Raw genomic sequence first — 16541 nt, 5'->3', positions numbered from 1 at the left:
ATAGGAAGGGGTTAGACAAATGAAAGAAAACAAAGTATCAAGAGTTTTAAAAGACCAGGCTATCTGGTTAGTATTTATCGTTCTTGTAATTGCATTTACAATTGCAAATCCAAGATTCATTACAATGAGTAACTTATTAATTATGCTGCGTCAGGTCGCTGTATGGGGAATTGCTTCTGTAGGTATGATGTTTGTTATCTTGCTGGGTGACATCGACCTTGGTACAGGATCTGTTATTACATTCGTTAATATTTTATGTGCAAAACTGATGGTTGAGTTCGGTGTTAATATGTATCTTGCAGTACTGATTTCGTTACTGGCATCTACACTGATTGGTCTTTTGAATGGTTTCATGGTAGCGACAATCGGTATCCCGGCACTGATCGCAACATTTGCGACACAAACAGCATTTTCCGGTATTGCATTGATTATGTGTAATGGACAGCCAATCAATGGATTCCCTGAAAAATTCTCTGTATTTGGTGCAGGATGGGTTGGACCGGTACCTATTCCGGTAATTATTATGATTATCTGCTTTATCATTGGAGCATTTATTCTGAATAAGACATATTTTGGACGTTATTTCTATGCAGTAGGTGGTAACATTGAAGCTGCAAGACTTTCTGGTATCCGTACAGGAAGAGTTAAATATCTGGTATTTGCATTATCAGGATTTTTTGCAGGACTTGCCGGTATTGTACTTTTGTCACGAACAAATTCCGGTATGGGTAATGCAGGACTTGGCTACGAATTCAAAGTTATTACCTGCGTTGTCCTTGGAGGTGTGTCTGTAGCAGGTGGTTCCGGTAGAATGTCTGGTGTTGTAGCTGGTACATTTATTATTGGGGCATTGAATAATGGTATGGTGCTTATGAATATCAATACCTGGATTCAGGATATCGTACTTGGTATTGTACTTGTCCTTGCTGTTGGTTTTGACTGTATCCAGAAGAAGAGACAGGCTAACTAATAATAAAGCTGAAAAGATATTAAAATCCCGGTAAAAGTTTATTTTACCGGGATTTTTTGCTAAAATATTTTTGCTAAAATATTTTCGTTAAATACTTTAGTAGACAAGGGGAAGAGTTTTGAGGAAAAGTCAGTTAATATATCAATATATCAGGGAACAGGGAGCAGTATCAAAGCAGGATATTGTGATCGGATTAGGGCTGAGTCTTCCGACAATCACGCAGAATTTAAATAATCTGGCGGAGTTGGGATTGATTGATACGTCAAAAAAAATATCAAATACAGGTGGGAGAAATGCGACCGCTTATTCCTACATAGAAAAAGCCAGATATGCAGTCGGCTTGTATTTAAACAGGCATCATATTAATTGTGTGGCAGTAGATTTATCCGGTAATGTTATCAGTCTGATCAGGGTCAGGGAGAATTTTGATTTGAATGACGATAATTATCTGAGAAAGATTGGAGAGACGGTAGAAGAAGTCAAAAAGGATACTGGTCTTTCGGATGACAGATTTCTCGGAGTCGGGATTGCAGTTCAGGGATTGATCAGTGATGATGGTGAAAGGGTTACTTACGGGCTTACGCTTAATTTCACAGGAGTGACCAGAGCAGATATTGCGAAATATATTCCATATCATAACCGGCTGTTCCATGATTCGGCAGCAGCAGGTTATGCGGAAGTATGGGACAGAAATGACCTGGATGATGCATTCTATCTTAGTCTTAGCAACAGTGTAGGTGGAGCTGTGATTGTTGCTAATAAAATATTTGAGGGAGAACGCAGGAAAAGCGGTGAAATCGGACACATGACGATTATTCCGAAAGCCGGAGACAGATGCTATTGTGGCCAAAGGGGTTGTTTTGACACAGTGTGCAGAGCAAATGTGCTTGCAGAATATGCGGATGGTGATCTGGAAAAATTCTTTGAATTATTAGAAACGAAGGATCTCGGAGCAAGGCGCCATTGGAACAGATATTTAGAATATTTGTCAATAGGTATTCACAACATACGTATGTTATATGATACGAAAATTGTAATCGGCGGTTATGTAGGGGCATATATAGAGAAGTATATGGAAGATCTGTGTGCCAGGGTAGATGCCAGAGATTCATTTAAGGAAAAATCAGAAAGGTATCTTGTTCCTTCTAAATATAAGAAAGAACCGACAGGAGTGGGAGCAGCAATCCATATGATTGATGAGTTTTTTGAGATAATTTAAGTTAAAATATTGATGAAATAATGGTATTGTGCTACAATGCCATTAAAAGAAGCAAGTTAAAAATTAAACTATGGAGGTACAATATGAAAGCGGCAGTATATTACGGAAAACATAATCTGGTAGTAGAAGATGTTCCGGTAAGGGAACTGAAAGACAATGAAGTGTTAATCCAGGTAAAGTATTGTGGAGTATGTGGAACGGATGTGCACATTTTTAATGGTGATGGAGGATCTTTTGAAGTTACACCGCCGTTGATTCCGGGGCATGAGTTTTCGGGAGTTGTAAAAAAAATCGGAGCTAATGTAAATAGAATTAAAGTGGGGGACCGTGTGAGCGGTGACCCGAATGATATGTGTGGGGAATGTTATTTCTGTAAAAATGCTATGCAGCATTTTTGTACAGATAATATTGGTGTAGGTACAACTGTAGATGGAGGATTTGCAGAATATGTTATTATGCATGAAAAACAGTTGTATACATTTTCGGATGATCTGAGTTTTATCGAGGCTGCAATGGCAGAACCAGTTTCCTGCTGCCTGCATGGAATAGATCTCTGTCATATTAAATCTGGTGATACGGTGCTTGTTATAGGCGGAGGACCGATTGGAATGATCATGTTGCAGCTTGCAAAGAATGAAGGTGCAACAAAGCTGATCCTGTCCGAACCGGTAGAAGAAAAACGTGAACTTGCATTAAAATTAGGCGCAACAAAAGTAATCGATCCAATAAACGAAGATGTTCAGGCGGTGTTGGATGAATATACACCGAATGTAAATGTTGTAATTGAGTGTGTGGGAAATATACATACACAGGAAGATGCAGTGAAATTTGCCGGTAAGGGTGCGACAGTAATGTTTTTTGGTCTTGCTTCGCCAGAGGATAGTTTCCCACTGAAGCCGGATGATGTGTTTAAGAAAGAATTGCATATTACATCATCATTTATCAATCCTTATACGTACGAGAGAGCAATACAGGTTCTGGAGTCAAAGACATTACGTTTGGAGGACTTGATCACAAATATTGTACCATTGGATGATATTGCAGATGTATTTACAAAGCCTGAATACAGAAGAGCCGGAAAGGTCATGATAAAGATTGCAGATTAAGCAGTTGCGAATGTAAAAAAACAAGGGGCGGAACTATTATATATTCCGTCCCTTATATTAGAAAACAAATGGTACTACTCGACAATACCAAAAGGAGAGCAGTTATGAATTATTATCTTGGTGTGGATGTAGGAACATCCAGCGTGAAATCATTATTGATGGACAGCGAGGGAAAGACAGTCGGAACTTCTCAGATTGGGTATGACATTATTAAAGAAAAGTTACAATATGCAGAACAGGATATGGAGAAGTTATGGGAGGCAACAAAAGAGACGATTACAGATCTTGTGAAGAGATATCCGGAGGAATCAGCTAAGATTCATGGGATCAGTTATTCCGGACAGATGCACGGACTGGTTATGATAGGTGCAGACGGCAAGCTGATTCGCAATGCAATTATCTGGGCAGACCAGAGATCAGAAAAAGAGATCCAGAAGATATACGATATCACAGGAAAGGATACATATCGTGGAACCGTGCTGAATTCACTTAGTACAGGATTCTTGATCTCCTCACTGATGTGGGTGAAAGAACATGAGCCGGAGAATTTTGAAAAGATCCGTTATGTAGTTTTCCCGAAAGATTATATCCGTTATAAGATGTGCGGAGAGATCGGAACGGACATGTCGGATGCGTCAAGTGGTGCAATATTCGATACAAAGAAGCGTGACTGGGCATGGGGGCTGATAGAGAAACTTCAGATGCCAAAAGAAATCTTCCCGGAATGTCATGAAGCATACGAAGCAGCGGGAACAGTTAATAAAGAATGTGCAGAACAGACCGGATTAAAAGAAGGAATCAAGATCGCCTATGGCGGTGGCGATACTCTGATGCAGGGCGTGGGTAACGGAATTATCCGGCCGGGCGTACTTGCAGCGAACATCGGAACGTCCTGTCAGATCTCGGGAGGATTTAACGAACCATTATATGATGAAAAATTCCGGACCAATACATTCTGTCATGTGAAAGAAGACTTATGGATGCTGATGGGAGCACACTTAAGCGGCGGTGTTGCGCTGAAGTGGCTGATGAACAACATTCTGGAGATGGGATCTTATGATGAGATGACCTCACTTGCGGCGACTGTACCTGCAGGAAGCGAGGGACTGGTATTCCTTCCGTATCTGAGTGGCGAGAGAACGCCATATAATGATCCGAATGCAAAAGGCATTTACTTTGGAATGACACTGAAACATGAAAGAGCGCATATGATCCGGAGCACGATGGAAGGAATTGTATTCGGACTTCGGACATCGATAGAAATATTCAAAGACCTCGGAATTGAATATCACAAAATTATAGCATCCGGTGGAGGGGCAAGAGGAAAGCTTTTTCTGGAGATGCAGGCAGATATCTTCGATTGCGAGATCTATACAAATCAGGGAAATGAACAGGCATGCATCGGAGCTGCGATAACAGCAGCAATTGCGGCCGGAGAATTCGGAAACTATGAGGAAGCCTGCGATAAACTGGTACATATGAAAGATACAATTGTAACACCAAACCATGAGAACCAGAAATACTATGAAGAACAGTTCGCGATATTCCGTGAGTTATATGGACATAACGCAGATCTGTTCAGGTTATAGTGAGACTAACTATTAAGAAAGGACAGATGACAGATGAAGATATTTCAGAAAGGATTCAATTACTCCCAGGACGGAGATGGAAACAGACTGGTATATCATATGCAAGGCTGTAATCTGAAGTGTCCATGGTGTGCGAACCCGGAGGGGATGCAGTGTAAAGGAACGATCGTATCAGATCCGGAGTGGATTTTGGAAAGCATCTGTCCGCATGGAGCGATCAGTGGAACAAAAGTAGACAGGACCATCTGTGTAGGATGTAAAAATCATGAGTGCATCACAGAACATGATACAAAGGGGATGTATTTGTCTTACCAGAATTATACGGTTGACGAGATCGTAGAAGAAGTCTTGAATAACGAAATGATGTTTTACGATGGCGGCGGAGTTACATTTACCGGAGGGGAAGTAACAATGCAGTTTGAAGAACTTCTTGAGTCATTGAAAAAACTGAAAGAACATAGAATCAATACAGCAATTGAGACAAATGGAACGCATGTAAGGACAGAAGAATTGTTCCCATATGTTGATCAGCTGATTATGGACTGTAAGTTATGTGATCCGGTAAAACATCAGAAATACACAGGCGGTGCGAATGAAGAGATTATGAAAAATATCAGGAAAGCAGCAAAAGAGCATCCGTATTTTCATGTAAGAGTTCCGTTGATCGGTGGCGTGAACAATGCAACGGAAGATCTGGAAGCATTTGTCCGCTTTTTTAAAGAAATCAATGGAGACAATGTAACATTTGAAGTGCTTTCTTATCACGAATTCGGTAAGAAAAAATGGGAAGAGTGTGGATGGAAATACCGCATGACCAAAGATGCGTACGTAGATCAGGAACTGGTAAAACAGTTCCGTCAGATGATCAAAGATGCGGGACTTAAATATAAGAAAACCTAAAGGCAAAAGAAAGGTTTTCGGTAAAAACTTCAAAAAGGAGGAGAAGCAGGATATGAAGATCGAAAGTATTTTAAACGCACAGGAAATTACAGAACTGGCAAAAGAAAGATTCAAAGAAGAAAGGGCAACCGATCACCTGGAAGGATGGTTTCTTGCAAAAGAGATCATGAGAGAGTGCGATGAGAAGTTCAAAGAAGATGTTGATAGTATCCGTATCTCAAAGACACTGGTAGAAATTGCAAAGAGAATTCCACTGTGGCTCAGTGATTATCATATTTTTGCGGGAACACAGGACGATGCATTTGCAAGATCTTATGCACTGATCAATCCTGCATTTTCGGTAGATTCATTTACAGGATACTGCGATCCGGTTGCTGTATTTGGTGATATTGATCCAATTGGGGATATTACACGGGAAAGAATTAATGATCTGAAAAAATACAATGAAAATACAAAATTTGCACAGGCACTCTGTGCAGCTTATGATATTGCAGGCGACAAGACAAGCGAGGCAATCTTCTTTATCGAGCAGGTTACCGGACATCTGATCCCGGATATGCGAGGTGCATTAAAAGTCGGTGTGAAAGGATTAAAAGAGCAGATCAAAGTAAATAAAGCAAAAGAAACGGATGAAGATAAGAAGGTATATTTTGATGCTATGGATATTGCACTGGATGCAGCAGTGATCATTGCAAACAGATATGCGGATATGGCAGAAGAAAAAGCGAAAGGACTGGAAGCGAAAGATAAAGAGCGCTTTAAACTGATGGCTGCAACGCTTAGAAAAGTACCGGAGAACGGAGCAGAGAATCTGTATGAGGCAATTCAGTTATTTATCATTATGTGGCAGGTAATGTGCCTGGAGCAGACACCGAACCCATATGCTTTCTCTGTTGGAAATGCAGATCGTATCTTCGAACCTTACAGAAGCAAAGAAGATACAGGCAGAGACATGACAGCTGCATTATTAAAGCACCTGCTTGTATTCTATAACGTAGCAGACAGAAGCTGGGCAATTTCACAGAACCTGATCATTGGCGGAAAGTCCAATACAGGAGAGGATATGACAAACCCAACTTCGTATGCGCTGTTAGATGCATATTATGACATGAACCTTCCACAGCCGATCCTGTCTGTGAAATTACATAAGAATACACCGGATAAATTATATGAAAGCCTTGGAAGATTTTTATTCACACCTGGATGCCTGACACCGTCTTTCTTTAACGATGATTCCGTATTTGAGTTCTTAAAAGAGAAGAATCATGTAGAACCACAGGATCTGGAAGACTACTCGGTAGCAGGATGTCAGGAGCCTCTAATCATGGGTAAAGATAATGGTAATACAACCAACAGCTGGCTTAATATGGCAAAAGTTCTGGAACTGTGCATAAATGATGGAAAATCAGAAATCTCAGGAAAGAAGTTTGGCAAGAGTTATGAAGAAAACGGATGTAAGAACGCACTGGAACTGCTTCAGAATATCCGCCCGATCTTCTATGAGAACCTGGAAGAATACGTAGACCAGATGGTAGAATGTGCCAATGCAGCCTCTGAAGCAATCTCTATCTTACAGGTACCATTTCTCTCAACTCTGATGGATGGAATAAAGACCGGCGTAGACACCAGAGATACAAAAACACAGGGAACAAAATATAACGGAAGCGGCTGTCTGATCCATGGACTGTCTGTAGTAGCAGATTCATTTGCGGCAATTGATACGCTGCTTGCAGAAAGACCGGAAGATGCAGAACGTATGGTAGAGGCACTTCGTGATAACTTTGAACATGATCCGGAGATGCGTCAGTATCTGATGAAAGCAAAGAAATATGGCAATAACATCGCATCTGTAGATAAGGATGCAGCGGAAATTGCAGGAAAAGTAAGTGACATGGTATGCTCTAAGAAGAATTATCTTGGCAATGCATTCCGTGCAGACTGGGCTTCACCGTCTACTCACCTCTTGTATGGCTACTGGGTAGGTGCAACACCGGACGGAAGACTTGCAAGAGAAGAGCTTGGATATGGTATCGACCCGTTATACGGCGAAGCGCATCAGGGACTCGGCTTCAGAATCATGTCTAACATGAAACTTCCATTTGATAAGATGAATGGCGGATGTGCATCTCACCTTGGAATTAATCCAAATTACTTCAAGAGTGAAACTATGGAAGGCAAAGGAATGGAATTCAAAGACAAGATCATGGCCCCGCTCTTCTTTAATCCTAAGAAGACAGACGGAATCTCTCCATTCTACCTGTATGTTAATGTAACCACACCGGAGATGCTAAGAAAAGTATTGGCGAATCCGAAGAAATATGCACCAAGCGGAGTATATATTATGAGAATTCATGGAACGTTTGTGAATTTCCTGGATCTGTCACCGGATATTCAGGAAGATATTATCAAACGTCTGGATATGGAGTCTACATCGATGTGATGTGGGAGTGCAATAGTAAATTGTGAAAATAGATAAAAAGAGAACTCTGTTTTTGGTGAAAAAAGAGAAAACAGAGTTCTTTGTTAAATGCGCTTGAATTTTTTGAAAAATAATATTATTTTTAATATATATTAAACCACATTTAAAAAGTGTTTTAAATAACGAAAGGAGATACAATTATGAGAACAATTCAGGCGAAGCCATTAACAGCAGATGCATTCAGACAGTACGGAACATTCTGGTCTGCAGTCGATGGAGAAGGATATGGATTGGGCGGAGGATTTTTTACATTTTATCCGGACCGGATTGCAGTGTCATCAGAGAAAAGGATAGGTTTTTCAACACTGAAAGTGAGTAAACCGGAGAAGTATATTGTAGAGGAACTGGAATATCATAAGACGACATGGGAGATGTTTATGCCGTTGAATGATGACGCTGTTCTGCATGCAGCACCAAAGTCCGGCGGGGATGTAGTGACTGAACTGACAGAAGCGTTTATTGTACCAAAAGGAACGATGGTAAAACTGGATGCGGCAGTATGGCATCTGGCAGCTATGCCCGTGAATGTAGGAGAACTGCAGAGTCTGATTGTATTACCGGAAGGAACTTACATGAATGACTGTACAAAGGTGGCATTGAATGACGAACAGAAATTTGAAATCGTAATATAAGATGACAATCCAACGATATGTGAATAATGGAGGATTGAAGGAGGAGCTGCGGTAATACAGATGACGGGAACAAAGATTGATACAATAAAGATACGGCAGTTGAACCGGGAACAGACATTTGAATATATCAAAAAGAACCCGATGGCAGCAAGAGCTGATGTGGCGAAAGAGCTGAACTTAAGTTTTCCGACCGTGACCAGTATCGTTACAGAGTTGGAAGAAGCAGGACTGATCCGGGCTGAAAAAAGTACAACCAATACAGGCGGCCGGTCATCGATGGCGTATAGCTGCGATGAAAATGCAAGATGTGCGATTGGTATCCAGTTATCGGAACGTTATATGAAAGGACTTGTTCTGAATCTGCAGGGGAATGTAATTGGAAATGTGATTACAGAAAAGTTAAAGTTTCGGTCGGATGATAATTACAGGCGGAAAATAGGTGAATTATATCAACGTCTGGTACGGGAGATGGGATTAAAAGAAGGAGAGATCCTGGGTGTGGGAATCACAGTAGAAGGGCTGACAGATAATGAGGGAGAACGTGTGACCTGCAGTTTTACGGAGCAAATGTCAGATGTCCGAAGAGAAGAACTTGCAAAGTACATTCCGGTTGAAACACGGCTGTTTCATGATATGACGGCAGCTGGATACAACCAGAAGCTAAAACTCGGACAGAATGTATTCTACCTATCCTTGAACAGCAGTATCGGTGGAACTGTTCTTGTGCAGGATGAAGTCTATAATGGGAATCATAACCGGGCCGGTGAGATCGGACATATGCGTCTTGAAAAAAATGGAAGACGTTGTTATTGCGGTAATTATGGATGTTTTGATGCGTATTGCAATTCATTGATCCTGAAAGATGCGGCGGGAGGAGAATTAAAAGATTTTTTTGCCGGGATCGATCAGGGGAATCGGGAATATGAACGAATTCTTGACGAATATGTGGAAAGACTCAGTGATGCGGTATTCAATATCCGTATGCTGTATGATGACACGGTGCTGATCGGCGGTGAACTGGGAGAATATGCTGACTACTTCATCGAAAAAATATGGGGGATTCTGGACAGCCAGGACATCTACCGGGAAGAAAGTGCAAAGGATTATGTAAAAGTCTGCGAAGATGGAGAGAATGTGATCGCGATCGGAGCAGCAATGTATTATATCAATCAGGCGACAGTCAGATTGTAAAAGAATCTAAGAGATCAAGGAGGAAAAAAGATGACAGAATTAGAAATCAAGGAACAGATGTGTGAAGTGGGCAGACGCGTATATAACAAAGGCATGGTGGCGGCCAATGATGGAAACTTTTCCGTAAAATTAAATGATCACGAATTCTTATGCACACCAACAGGTGTAAGTAAAGGGTTCATGACACCGGAATTCATCTGTAAAGTAGATGAGAATGCGAATGTATTAGAGGCTAATGAAGGATTCCGTCCCTCTTCGGAAATTAAGATGCATATGCGTGTTTATAAAGAAAGACCAGATGTAAAATCTGTTGTACATGCACATCCGATGTATGCAACATCATTCGCATGTTGTGGAATGGGTCTGACAGAGAAGATCATGCCGGAAGCAGTACTGTCACTTGGAGAAGTACCGCTTGCAAAATACGGAACACCTTCTACAGACGAAATTCCGGATGCAGTTGCAGAATATCTGGATTATTATGATGCAGTACTTCTGGAAAACCATGGAGCTTTGACCTATTCCGATTCCCTGATGAATGCGTATTTCAAGATGGAATCACTGGAGTTCTATGCAAGACTTCTGTATCAGGCAAAAATGCTTGGCGGCCCGAAAGAACTTCCGGAAGAACAGGTACTGAGACTTTATTCTATGAGAAGCCAGTATGGACTGACAGGAAGACATCCTGCCGACAAACTGAAAAAATAATCACAAAAGAGCTGAAAAACGGGAAAGAAAGGAGCGTACAGGATGGAAAATCAGAATACACATTATGTTCTGGCATTTGATTTTGGTGCTTCCAGTGGAAGGGCAATTCTCGGCGCCCTGAAAGATGGGAAAATAGAGATGAAAGAGATCCACCGCTTTTCGAATGATCCTGTTATGGTAAACGGAACGATGTACTGGGATACACTCCGGCAGTTCTTTGAGATCAAGCAGGGAATTGTCAAAGCGAAAAAATATGGAACCATCGACAGTATGGGGATTGATACATGGGGCGTGGATTTTGGACTGATCGATGAACATGGTGCACTTCTGGAAAATGCCGTACATTATCGTGATGAGCGGACACGCGGAATGGACAGAAAAGTATTTACGAAGATCCCGAAATCAGAACTTTATAATATAACAGGAAATGAATTTAACTACTTCAATACAATCTTTCAGTTAAATGCATTGAAAGAAAATCGCCCATGGATGTTAGAAAGAGCGGATAAATTCCTCTTTACACCGGATCTTTTTAACTATTTCCTGACAGGAGAAAAGAAAGCAGAGTATACGATGGCAACAACGTCCTCACTCCTGGATATCCGGAAAAGAGAGTGGTCGGAAGAAGTGATAGAACGGATCGGACTGAAGAAAGAATTATTCCCGGAGCTGATCGCAAGTGGAAGTATCGTCGGTCCTCTGAAAAAAGAAATCTGTGAAGAACTTGGCGTGAATTCGATGAAGGTTATAGCTGTAGCCTCTCATGATACACAGAGTGCATCGGCAGCAGTCCCAACGCAGGAAAAAGATTTTATCTTTATCAGTTGTGGTACATGGAGTCTGTATGGCACAGAACTGGATGAGCCGGTTATTGGAGAAAAATCACTTGAGATGAATGTATCGAATGAAGGCGGTTATGGAGGAAAGATTAATTTCCTTAAGAATCTGACCGGTCTTTGGATGGTGCAGGAAAGCAGAAGGCAATGGATCCGGGAAGGCAATGAATATAGCTTCGGAGAACTGGAGACACAGGCAAAAGAAGTGGAATTATTCCAGAACTTTGTGGATGCCAATGCAGAAGAATTTGTACCATCTGGCAATATGCCGCGCAGGATTCGTGAATATTGTAAACAGACGGGTCAGACAGTACCGGAGACGCCGGGCGAGATCGTATGCTGCATCAATCAGAGTCTTGCAATGAAATACAGAAGGGAACTGGATAAGATCCAGTATTGCCTGAACAAGAAGTATGACACGATCCATATGATCGGTGGAGGAATCCAGAGTAAACTGCTCTGCCAGATGACGGCTAATGCAACCGGCTGCCGCGTAGCTGCAGGACCAGTAGAAGCTACTGCATTTGGAAATATTGCAGTACAGATGATCGCACTTGGCCAGATCAAAGATATCAGAGAAGCAAGAGAGATCATTGAACGTTCTGAGGCGACCTGTTATTATGAACCGCAGAATACAGAAGAGTGGAGTCAGGCATATGCACGTTACTGTCAGGTGACAAAAAGACAGGAAGAAGAATTAGAATAAAAAAACATAATAAAAACTCCGGAGAAGAGATTGTTCAAATCTTCTCCAGAGTTTTGCTATCCCAGGGGAGGGATATGTATTACTTACTGGAGTTCCGAGATGGTTACATCACCATATACAGATTTCCAGTCAGCATCAAAATCATCTACGGCTTTCAGAATATGAGCCTGTGTCAGTGCAGCTGATAAGATGGAAGGATCCATGGTTGCTGTCTGTGCACCGGCAAGGAAAGCGCGGTCAACCTGGCCTGCATTCTTAAAGCTTGCACCAAGAATCTGTGTGTGATATCCGTAAAGTCCTATCATTTCTGCAAAAGAAGCAATGACATCATCCGGATCGATTCCCATATTTTCCATCCTGTTAAAGTATGGTGCGATATAATCGGCTCCTGCTTCCATGGCAAGGAATCCCTGCTGTTTGCTGTAGATTGCGGTAGCGGTTACATTAACGTCCTGTTTTTTGAGGGTTTTAATCGCTTTGATACCTTCTAATGTAACAGGAACTTTGACGCATACCTGATCGTCTACTTTGTTAAGGATCGTCTCTGCATCACGGAGCATTCCGTCAGTGTCCTGTGCCGTAACCTGGATATGCAGAGTCTTGTCCATTCCGATGATAGAACGGATCTCATTCATATGCGCAAAGAAATCAATCTTTCCTTCTTTTTTTACAATCGATGGATTTGATGTAACACCGGCGATCGGGAAAATGTCTGTATAGTAACGAATTGCATCAAGATTAGCTGTGTCTAATAAATACTTCATAAGAAACCTCCTGAAAATTAATAATATGAAATAAATAAGTGATTACTGTGCAACCAGTATCCGGATTCCCTTTTCGGAGAGAAAAGATTTTTCCTCTTCGGAAATGCCGGCATCGGTAATGAGCTGATAAACATCCTGAAACCGTAGATAAGCAACAGCTCCGGATTGACGAAATTTTGCAGAATCGGCAAGAATGTAGGTGTGATCTGCAGAGTTTGTCATTTCACGTACAGTATCAGTACGTGTCAGATCTTCTCCGGTGAATCCGAATTCCATGGAAAAGCCATCGGTTCCGGTAAATATTTTATCTACATGAAACGCTTTAATAGCTTGTTTGGTAAGGGGACCGACCAGGGATCTGCCTTTCGGCTGTAAAGTACCTCCCAAAAGAATAATCTGGATATTGCTATAGTCAGCAACGTAATCGGCAAGATATACGGAATTGGTAATAATCGTAATATTCTGTTTTGTTTTGGCAAGTTCTTCTGCGAAAAGTGCGCAAGTCGAACCAGATTCAATGATCAACGTCTCGCCGTCCTTTACAAGTGATGCGGCAGACTGTGCAATCTTCTGCTTGTTATCGTAATGAAAGGCCATACGGTAATTGATATCCCCGGGATCTTTTAGTACAGCATAACCGCGCTCTCTTTTTATAATGCCGCGTCCGGACAGCGTGTCTAAATCCTTACGGATTGTTACTTTAGATGTATGCAGATATTCTGCAAGTGTAGATACTTCGGTCTTGCCATGTTCCGTCATATATTCAAGTAATGCGGTATGTCGTTCTTTTGATGTCAAAATGCACACCTCCTTTAAGTTATGTGATTTCTACAGTTGTTATATTATCACTGAAAATAACATAAGTCAATGTCAAAAGTTACGTACGAAAGATAAAAAGTTTCAAAATGTTTACAAGGAGATGACTATGTGGTATAGTAATAGACAGAGAAAGAGGAGAAGGAGAGCGGTGAAATGGATAAATATTTAATCGCACATGATCTTGGAACATCGGGAGACAAAGCATCCTTATTTTCAATAGAGGGAAAGCTGGTAAAAAGCTATACGGCATCTTACAAAACGCATTATTTTCATAATAATCATGCAGAACAGGAGACAGAAGACTGGTGGGAAGCAATCTGCAGATCAACAAAGGAAATTGTTAAGGACATAGAACCTGAAGCAGTTCTTGGAATTTCCTTTTCGTCGCAGATGCAGGCGTGTGTTGTGGTAGATGAAAAAGGAAATGCGCTGCGTCCGGTTATGATCTGGGCGGATCAGAGATCCGGAGAACAGATGAAGAAACTGACCGAAAAAGTAGGAGCGGACCGGATGTACGAGATTAACGGACATCGTCCGAGTGCAAGCTACAGTATCGAGAAGCTGATGTGGATCAGGGATCATGAACCGGAAGTGTATCAGAATACATATAAGATGCTGCTGGCAAAAGATTATATTATCTGCAGACTGACAGGAAAATTTGTTACGGATTATTCGGAAGCTTCCGGAACGGATGCATTCGACCTTAAAGGAATGGAATGGTCGGAAGAAGTGCTAAGTGCTGCAGGAATTCCGGCAGATAAGATGCCTGAATTACATGCGTCGACGGATGTGATCGGTAATTTGACTGCTCATGCAGCGGAAGAATTGGGACTTGTAGTGAATACAAAGGTAGTATGCGGAGGGGGAGACGGACCATGTTCTGCACTGGGAGCCGGAAGTACGGAGAATGGGCAGATGTTCCTGTCGTATGGCACCTCAGCATGGATCGCAGGAACTTCAGATGAAGTATTCCTGGACAAAGACCGCACATTAATCTGTTTTGGGCATGTAATACCGGGAAAATATATGCCTTGTGGTACCATGCAGGCAGCAGGAAGCTCTTATTCTTATATCCGCCATGCAATGTGTGGAGAGGAAGAAGTGATCGCAGAAAAAGAGGGGGGCTCTGTCTATGATGTCATGAACCGTCTGGTGGAACAGTCGCCGGCGGGAGCGAAAGGACTTGTATTCCTTCCATATCTTGTGGGGGAGAGAAGTCCGAGATGGAATCCGGATGCATCGGGAAGCTTTCTCGGAATCCGGATGGAGCATGAAAAGTGTGATTATATCCGTGCCGTACTGGAAGGAGTAGCAATGAATCTGGGTATAATCCTTGAAAAGCAGAGGGAGAACGGAGAGATCCAGGATCTGGTACTTACCGGAGGAGGAGCCAAAGGAGATACGTTGTCTCAGATACTGGCAGATGTGCTGGGTGTACGCCTGCACCGGCTGGATCAGGTGGAGACTGCAACTTCCGTGGCAGCAGCGGTTATTGCAGGTATCGGTGTAGGTGTGTTTAAAGATTTTTCTGTTGTAGATCAGTTTGTGAAACGGGAAAAGACATTTGTTCCGCGTGAAGAATATAAGCCGGTATATGATCATCAGAAAAAATTGTTTGTAAAAGGATATGAGTGTCTGTCGGATTATTACAAAATGTCTGCAGAAGAATAGAACAGAAACGGAAAGTATGTAAGATGTATATAAAGACATACAAAGAAAAGGAGGATATACAACATGAAACATGGAATTTATTACGCTTATTGGGAAAGTGAATGGGCTGCTGATTACAAATATTATGTGGAAAAAGTAGCCAGACTTGGATTTGATATTCTGGAAATCGGGGTAGGTCCGATTGCAGATTATTCTCAGACAGAGATCAAAGAATTAAGAAAATGTGCGGATGATAATGGTATTATCCTGACAGGCGGATATGGTCCGACATTTAATCATAATATGGGATCCTCTGATCCGAAGATCAAAGCAGAGGCGCTTGACTGGTATAAGCGGACATTTGATGTAATGGGTGAATTGGATATGCACTGGCTTGGAGGTGCACTTTATTCTTACTGGCCGGTTGATTTTTCAACGGTAAATAAACCGGAAGACTGGAAATACAGTGTAGAGGGTGTACGGGAACTTGCTGATGCTGCAAAACCATATGGAATTGATCTTGGAATGGAAGTTATTAACAGATTTGAGACGCACATTTTAAATACATCAGAAGAAGGTGTGGAATTTGTAAAAGAAGTAGATAAAGATAATGTAAAAGTTATGCTTGATACATTCCACATGAATATTGAAGAGGTGAGTATCGGAGACGCAATCCGCCATGCGGGAAATCTTCTGGGACACCTGCATACAGGCGAATGTAACCGTATGGTACCGGGAAAGGGACGTATGCCTTGGAGAGAAATCGGTGATGCATTACAGGATATTAAATATGACGGGAATGTAGTTATGGAACCGTTTGTACGTATGGGTGGTCAGGTTGGATCGGATATTAAGATCTGGAGAGATATCAGTCGTGGGGCAAGTGAAGCAGAACTTGATGCAGATGCAAAACGATCAGTTGAGTTCCAGAGATATATGTTGGATTGGAAATAATCTGGTGTTAAAAAATAA

14 protein-coding genes are annotated in these 16541 nt (G+C 41.7%); 12 read left to right on the top strand and 2 right to left on the bottom strand.

The genetic code is table 11. From position 1 onward, the window contains the following. Positions 1 to 19: 19 nt before the first annotated feature. From NKF87_RS11835 to NKF87_RS11790, 10 genes are all read left to right on the top strand, one after another. Positions 20 to 970, top strand: coding sequence for an ABC transporter permease (locus tag NKF87_RS11835; RefSeq protein WP_028086394.1), 951 nt, complete (start codon positions 20 to 22; stop codon positions 968 to 970). Positions 971 to 1088: 118 nt separating this feature from the next. Next, a complete protein-coding gene (locus NKF87_RS11830) occupies positions 1089 to 2189 on the top strand; it encodes an ROK family transcriptional regulator (RefSeq protein ID WP_215720163.1) in 1101 nt (366 codons plus the stop codon). 83 nt (positions 2190 to 2272) lie between these two features. After that, entirely contained in the window at positions 2273 to 3295 is a 1023-nt protein-coding gene (locus NKF87_RS11825; protein WP_161143944.1) for a zinc-dependent alcohol dehydrogenase family protein, read from the top strand. Between the two features lie 104 nt (positions 3296 to 3399). Then, positions 3400 to 4884 carry a xylulokinase gene (gene xylB, locus NKF87_RS11820; RefSeq protein ID WP_226851055.1) on the top strand — a complete coding sequence of 495 codons (1485 nt, stop codon included), beginning with the start codon at positions 3400 to 3402 and terminating at the stop codon, positions 4882 to 4884. Between the two features lie 33 nt (positions 4885 to 4917). Then, complete coding sequence (locus NKF87_RS11815; RefSeq protein WP_253583591.1) at positions 4918 to 5784, top strand: glycyl-radical enzyme activating protein; 867 nt, start codon at positions 4918 to 4920, stop codon at positions 5782 to 5784. 52 nt (positions 5785 to 5836) lie between these two features. Continuing rightward, the gene (locus NKF87_RS11810; RefSeq protein WP_215720165.1) at positions 5837 to 8224 is read left to right on the top strand and encodes a pyruvate formate lyase family protein; all 2388 of its coding nucleotides are present in this window, start codon (positions 5837 to 5839) and stop codon (positions 8222 to 8224) included. Positions 8225 to 8403: 179 nt separating this feature from the next. Next, positions 8404 to 8895 carry an ureidoglycolate lyase gene (locus NKF87_RS11805; RefSeq protein ID WP_253583590.1) on the top strand — a complete coding sequence of 164 codons (492 nt, stop codon included), beginning with the start codon at positions 8404 to 8406 and terminating at the stop codon, positions 8893 to 8895. 60 nt (positions 8896 to 8955) lie between these two features. Further along, positions 8956 to 10086, top strand: coding sequence for an ROK family transcriptional regulator (locus tag NKF87_RS11800; protein ID WP_253583588.1), 1131 nt, complete (start codon positions 8956 to 8958; stop codon positions 10084 to 10086). A gap of 30 nt (positions 10087 to 10116) precedes the next feature. Further along, positions 10117 to 10794: a class II aldolase/adducin family protein gene (locus NKF87_RS11795; protein WP_055281928.1), complete on the top strand. Its 678-nt coding sequence runs from the start codon at positions 10117 to 10119 to the stop codon at positions 10792 to 10794. A 42-nt stretch (positions 10795 to 10836) separates the two neighbouring features. After that, positions 10837 to 12336 carry a rhamnulokinase gene (locus NKF87_RS11790; RefSeq protein WP_253583586.1) on the top strand — a complete coding sequence of 500 codons (1500 nt, stop codon included), beginning with the start codon at positions 10837 to 10839 and terminating at the stop codon, positions 12334 to 12336. Between the two features lie 83 nt (positions 12337 to 12419). Here the strand turns inward: NKF87_RS11790 and NKF87_RS11785 are convergent, their stop codons facing one another. Together NKF87_RS11785 and NKF87_RS11780 are read right to left on the bottom strand one after the other, a co-directional pair. Beyond that, positions 12420 to 13100 carry a fructose-6-phosphate aldolase gene (locus NKF87_RS11785; protein WP_161143950.1) on the bottom strand — a complete coding sequence of 227 codons (681 nt, stop codon included), beginning with the start codon at positions 13098 to 13100 and terminating at the stop codon, positions 12420 to 12422. A gap of 42 nt (positions 13101 to 13142) precedes the next feature. After that, a complete protein-coding gene (locus NKF87_RS11780; protein ID WP_226851045.1) occupies positions 13143 to 13898 on the bottom strand; it encodes a DeoR/GlpR family DNA-binding transcription regulator in 756 nt (251 codons plus the stop codon). A 174-nt stretch (positions 13899 to 14072) separates the two neighbouring features. Here NKF87_RS11780 and xylB (NKF87_RS11775) point away from each other — a divergent pair, with 174 nt between their 5' ends. Further along, positions 14073 to 15590 (top strand): xylulokinase, encoded by a 1518-nt coding sequence (gene xylB, locus NKF87_RS11775; RefSeq protein WP_253583585.1) that lies wholly within the window; start codon positions 14073 to 14075, stop codon positions 15588 to 15590. A gap of 63 nt (positions 15591 to 15653) precedes the next feature. Beyond that, positions 15654 to 16523 (top strand): sugar phosphate isomerase/epimerase family protein, encoded by an 870-nt coding sequence (locus tag NKF87_RS11770; protein ID WP_055281920.1) that lies wholly within the window; start codon positions 15654 to 15656, stop codon positions 16521 to 16523. Positions 16524 to 16541: the final 18 nt, after the last annotated feature.

This window comes from Dorea longicatena, assembly GCF_024168045.1.
In the GTDB taxonomy this organism is placed as follows: Bacteria; Bacillota; Clostridia; order Lachnospirales; family Lachnospiraceae; genus Dorea_A.
The sequence above is the reverse complement of the archived record's forward strand: the minus strand, read 5'-3'. Positions and strand labels throughout refer to the sequence as shown.

Coding starts and splice junctions, on each gene's coding strand:
- NKF87_RS11805 (WP_253583590.1), top strand. CDS start 8,404: ATGAGAACAATTCAGGCGAAGCCATTAACAGCAGATGCATTCAGACAG.
- NKF87_RS11835 (WP_028086394.1), top strand. CDS start 20: ATGAAAGAAAACAAAGTATCAAGAGTTTTAAAAGACCAGGCTATCTGG.
- NKF87_RS11795 (WP_055281928.1), top strand. CDS start 10,117: ATGACAGAATTAGAAATCAAGGAACAGATGTGTGAAGTGGGCAGACGC.
- xylB (WP_253583585.1), top strand. CDS start 14,073: ATGGATAAATATTTAATCGCACATGATCTTGGAACATCGGGAGACAAA.
- NKF87_RS11800 (WP_253583588.1), top strand. CDS start 8,956: ATGACGGGAACAAAGATTGATACAATAAAGATACGGCAGTTGAACCGG.
- NKF87_RS11770 (WP_055281920.1), top strand. CDS start 15,654: ATGAAACATGGAATTTATTACGCTTATTGGGAAAGTGAATGGGCTGCT.
- NKF87_RS11790 (WP_253583586.1), top strand. CDS start 10,837: ATGGAAAATCAGAATACACATTATGTTCTGGCATTTGATTTTGGTGCT.
- NKF87_RS11810 (WP_215720165.1), top strand. CDS start 5,837: ATGAAGATCGAAAGTATTTTAAACGCACAGGAAATTACAGAACTGGCA.
- NKF87_RS11785 (WP_161143950.1), bottom strand. CDS start 13,100: ATGAAGTATTTATTAGACACAGCTAATCTTGATGCAATTCGTTACTAT.
- NKF87_RS11815 (WP_253583591.1), top strand. CDS start 4,918: ATGAAGATATTTCAGAAAGGATTCAATTACTCCCAGGACGGAGATGGA.
- xylB (WP_226851055.1), top strand. CDS start 3,400: ATGAATTATTATCTTGGTGTGGATGTAGGAACATCCAGCGTGAAATCA.
- NKF87_RS11825 (WP_161143944.1), top strand. CDS start 2,273: ATGAAAGCGGCAGTATATTACGGAAAACATAATCTGGTAGTAGAAGAT.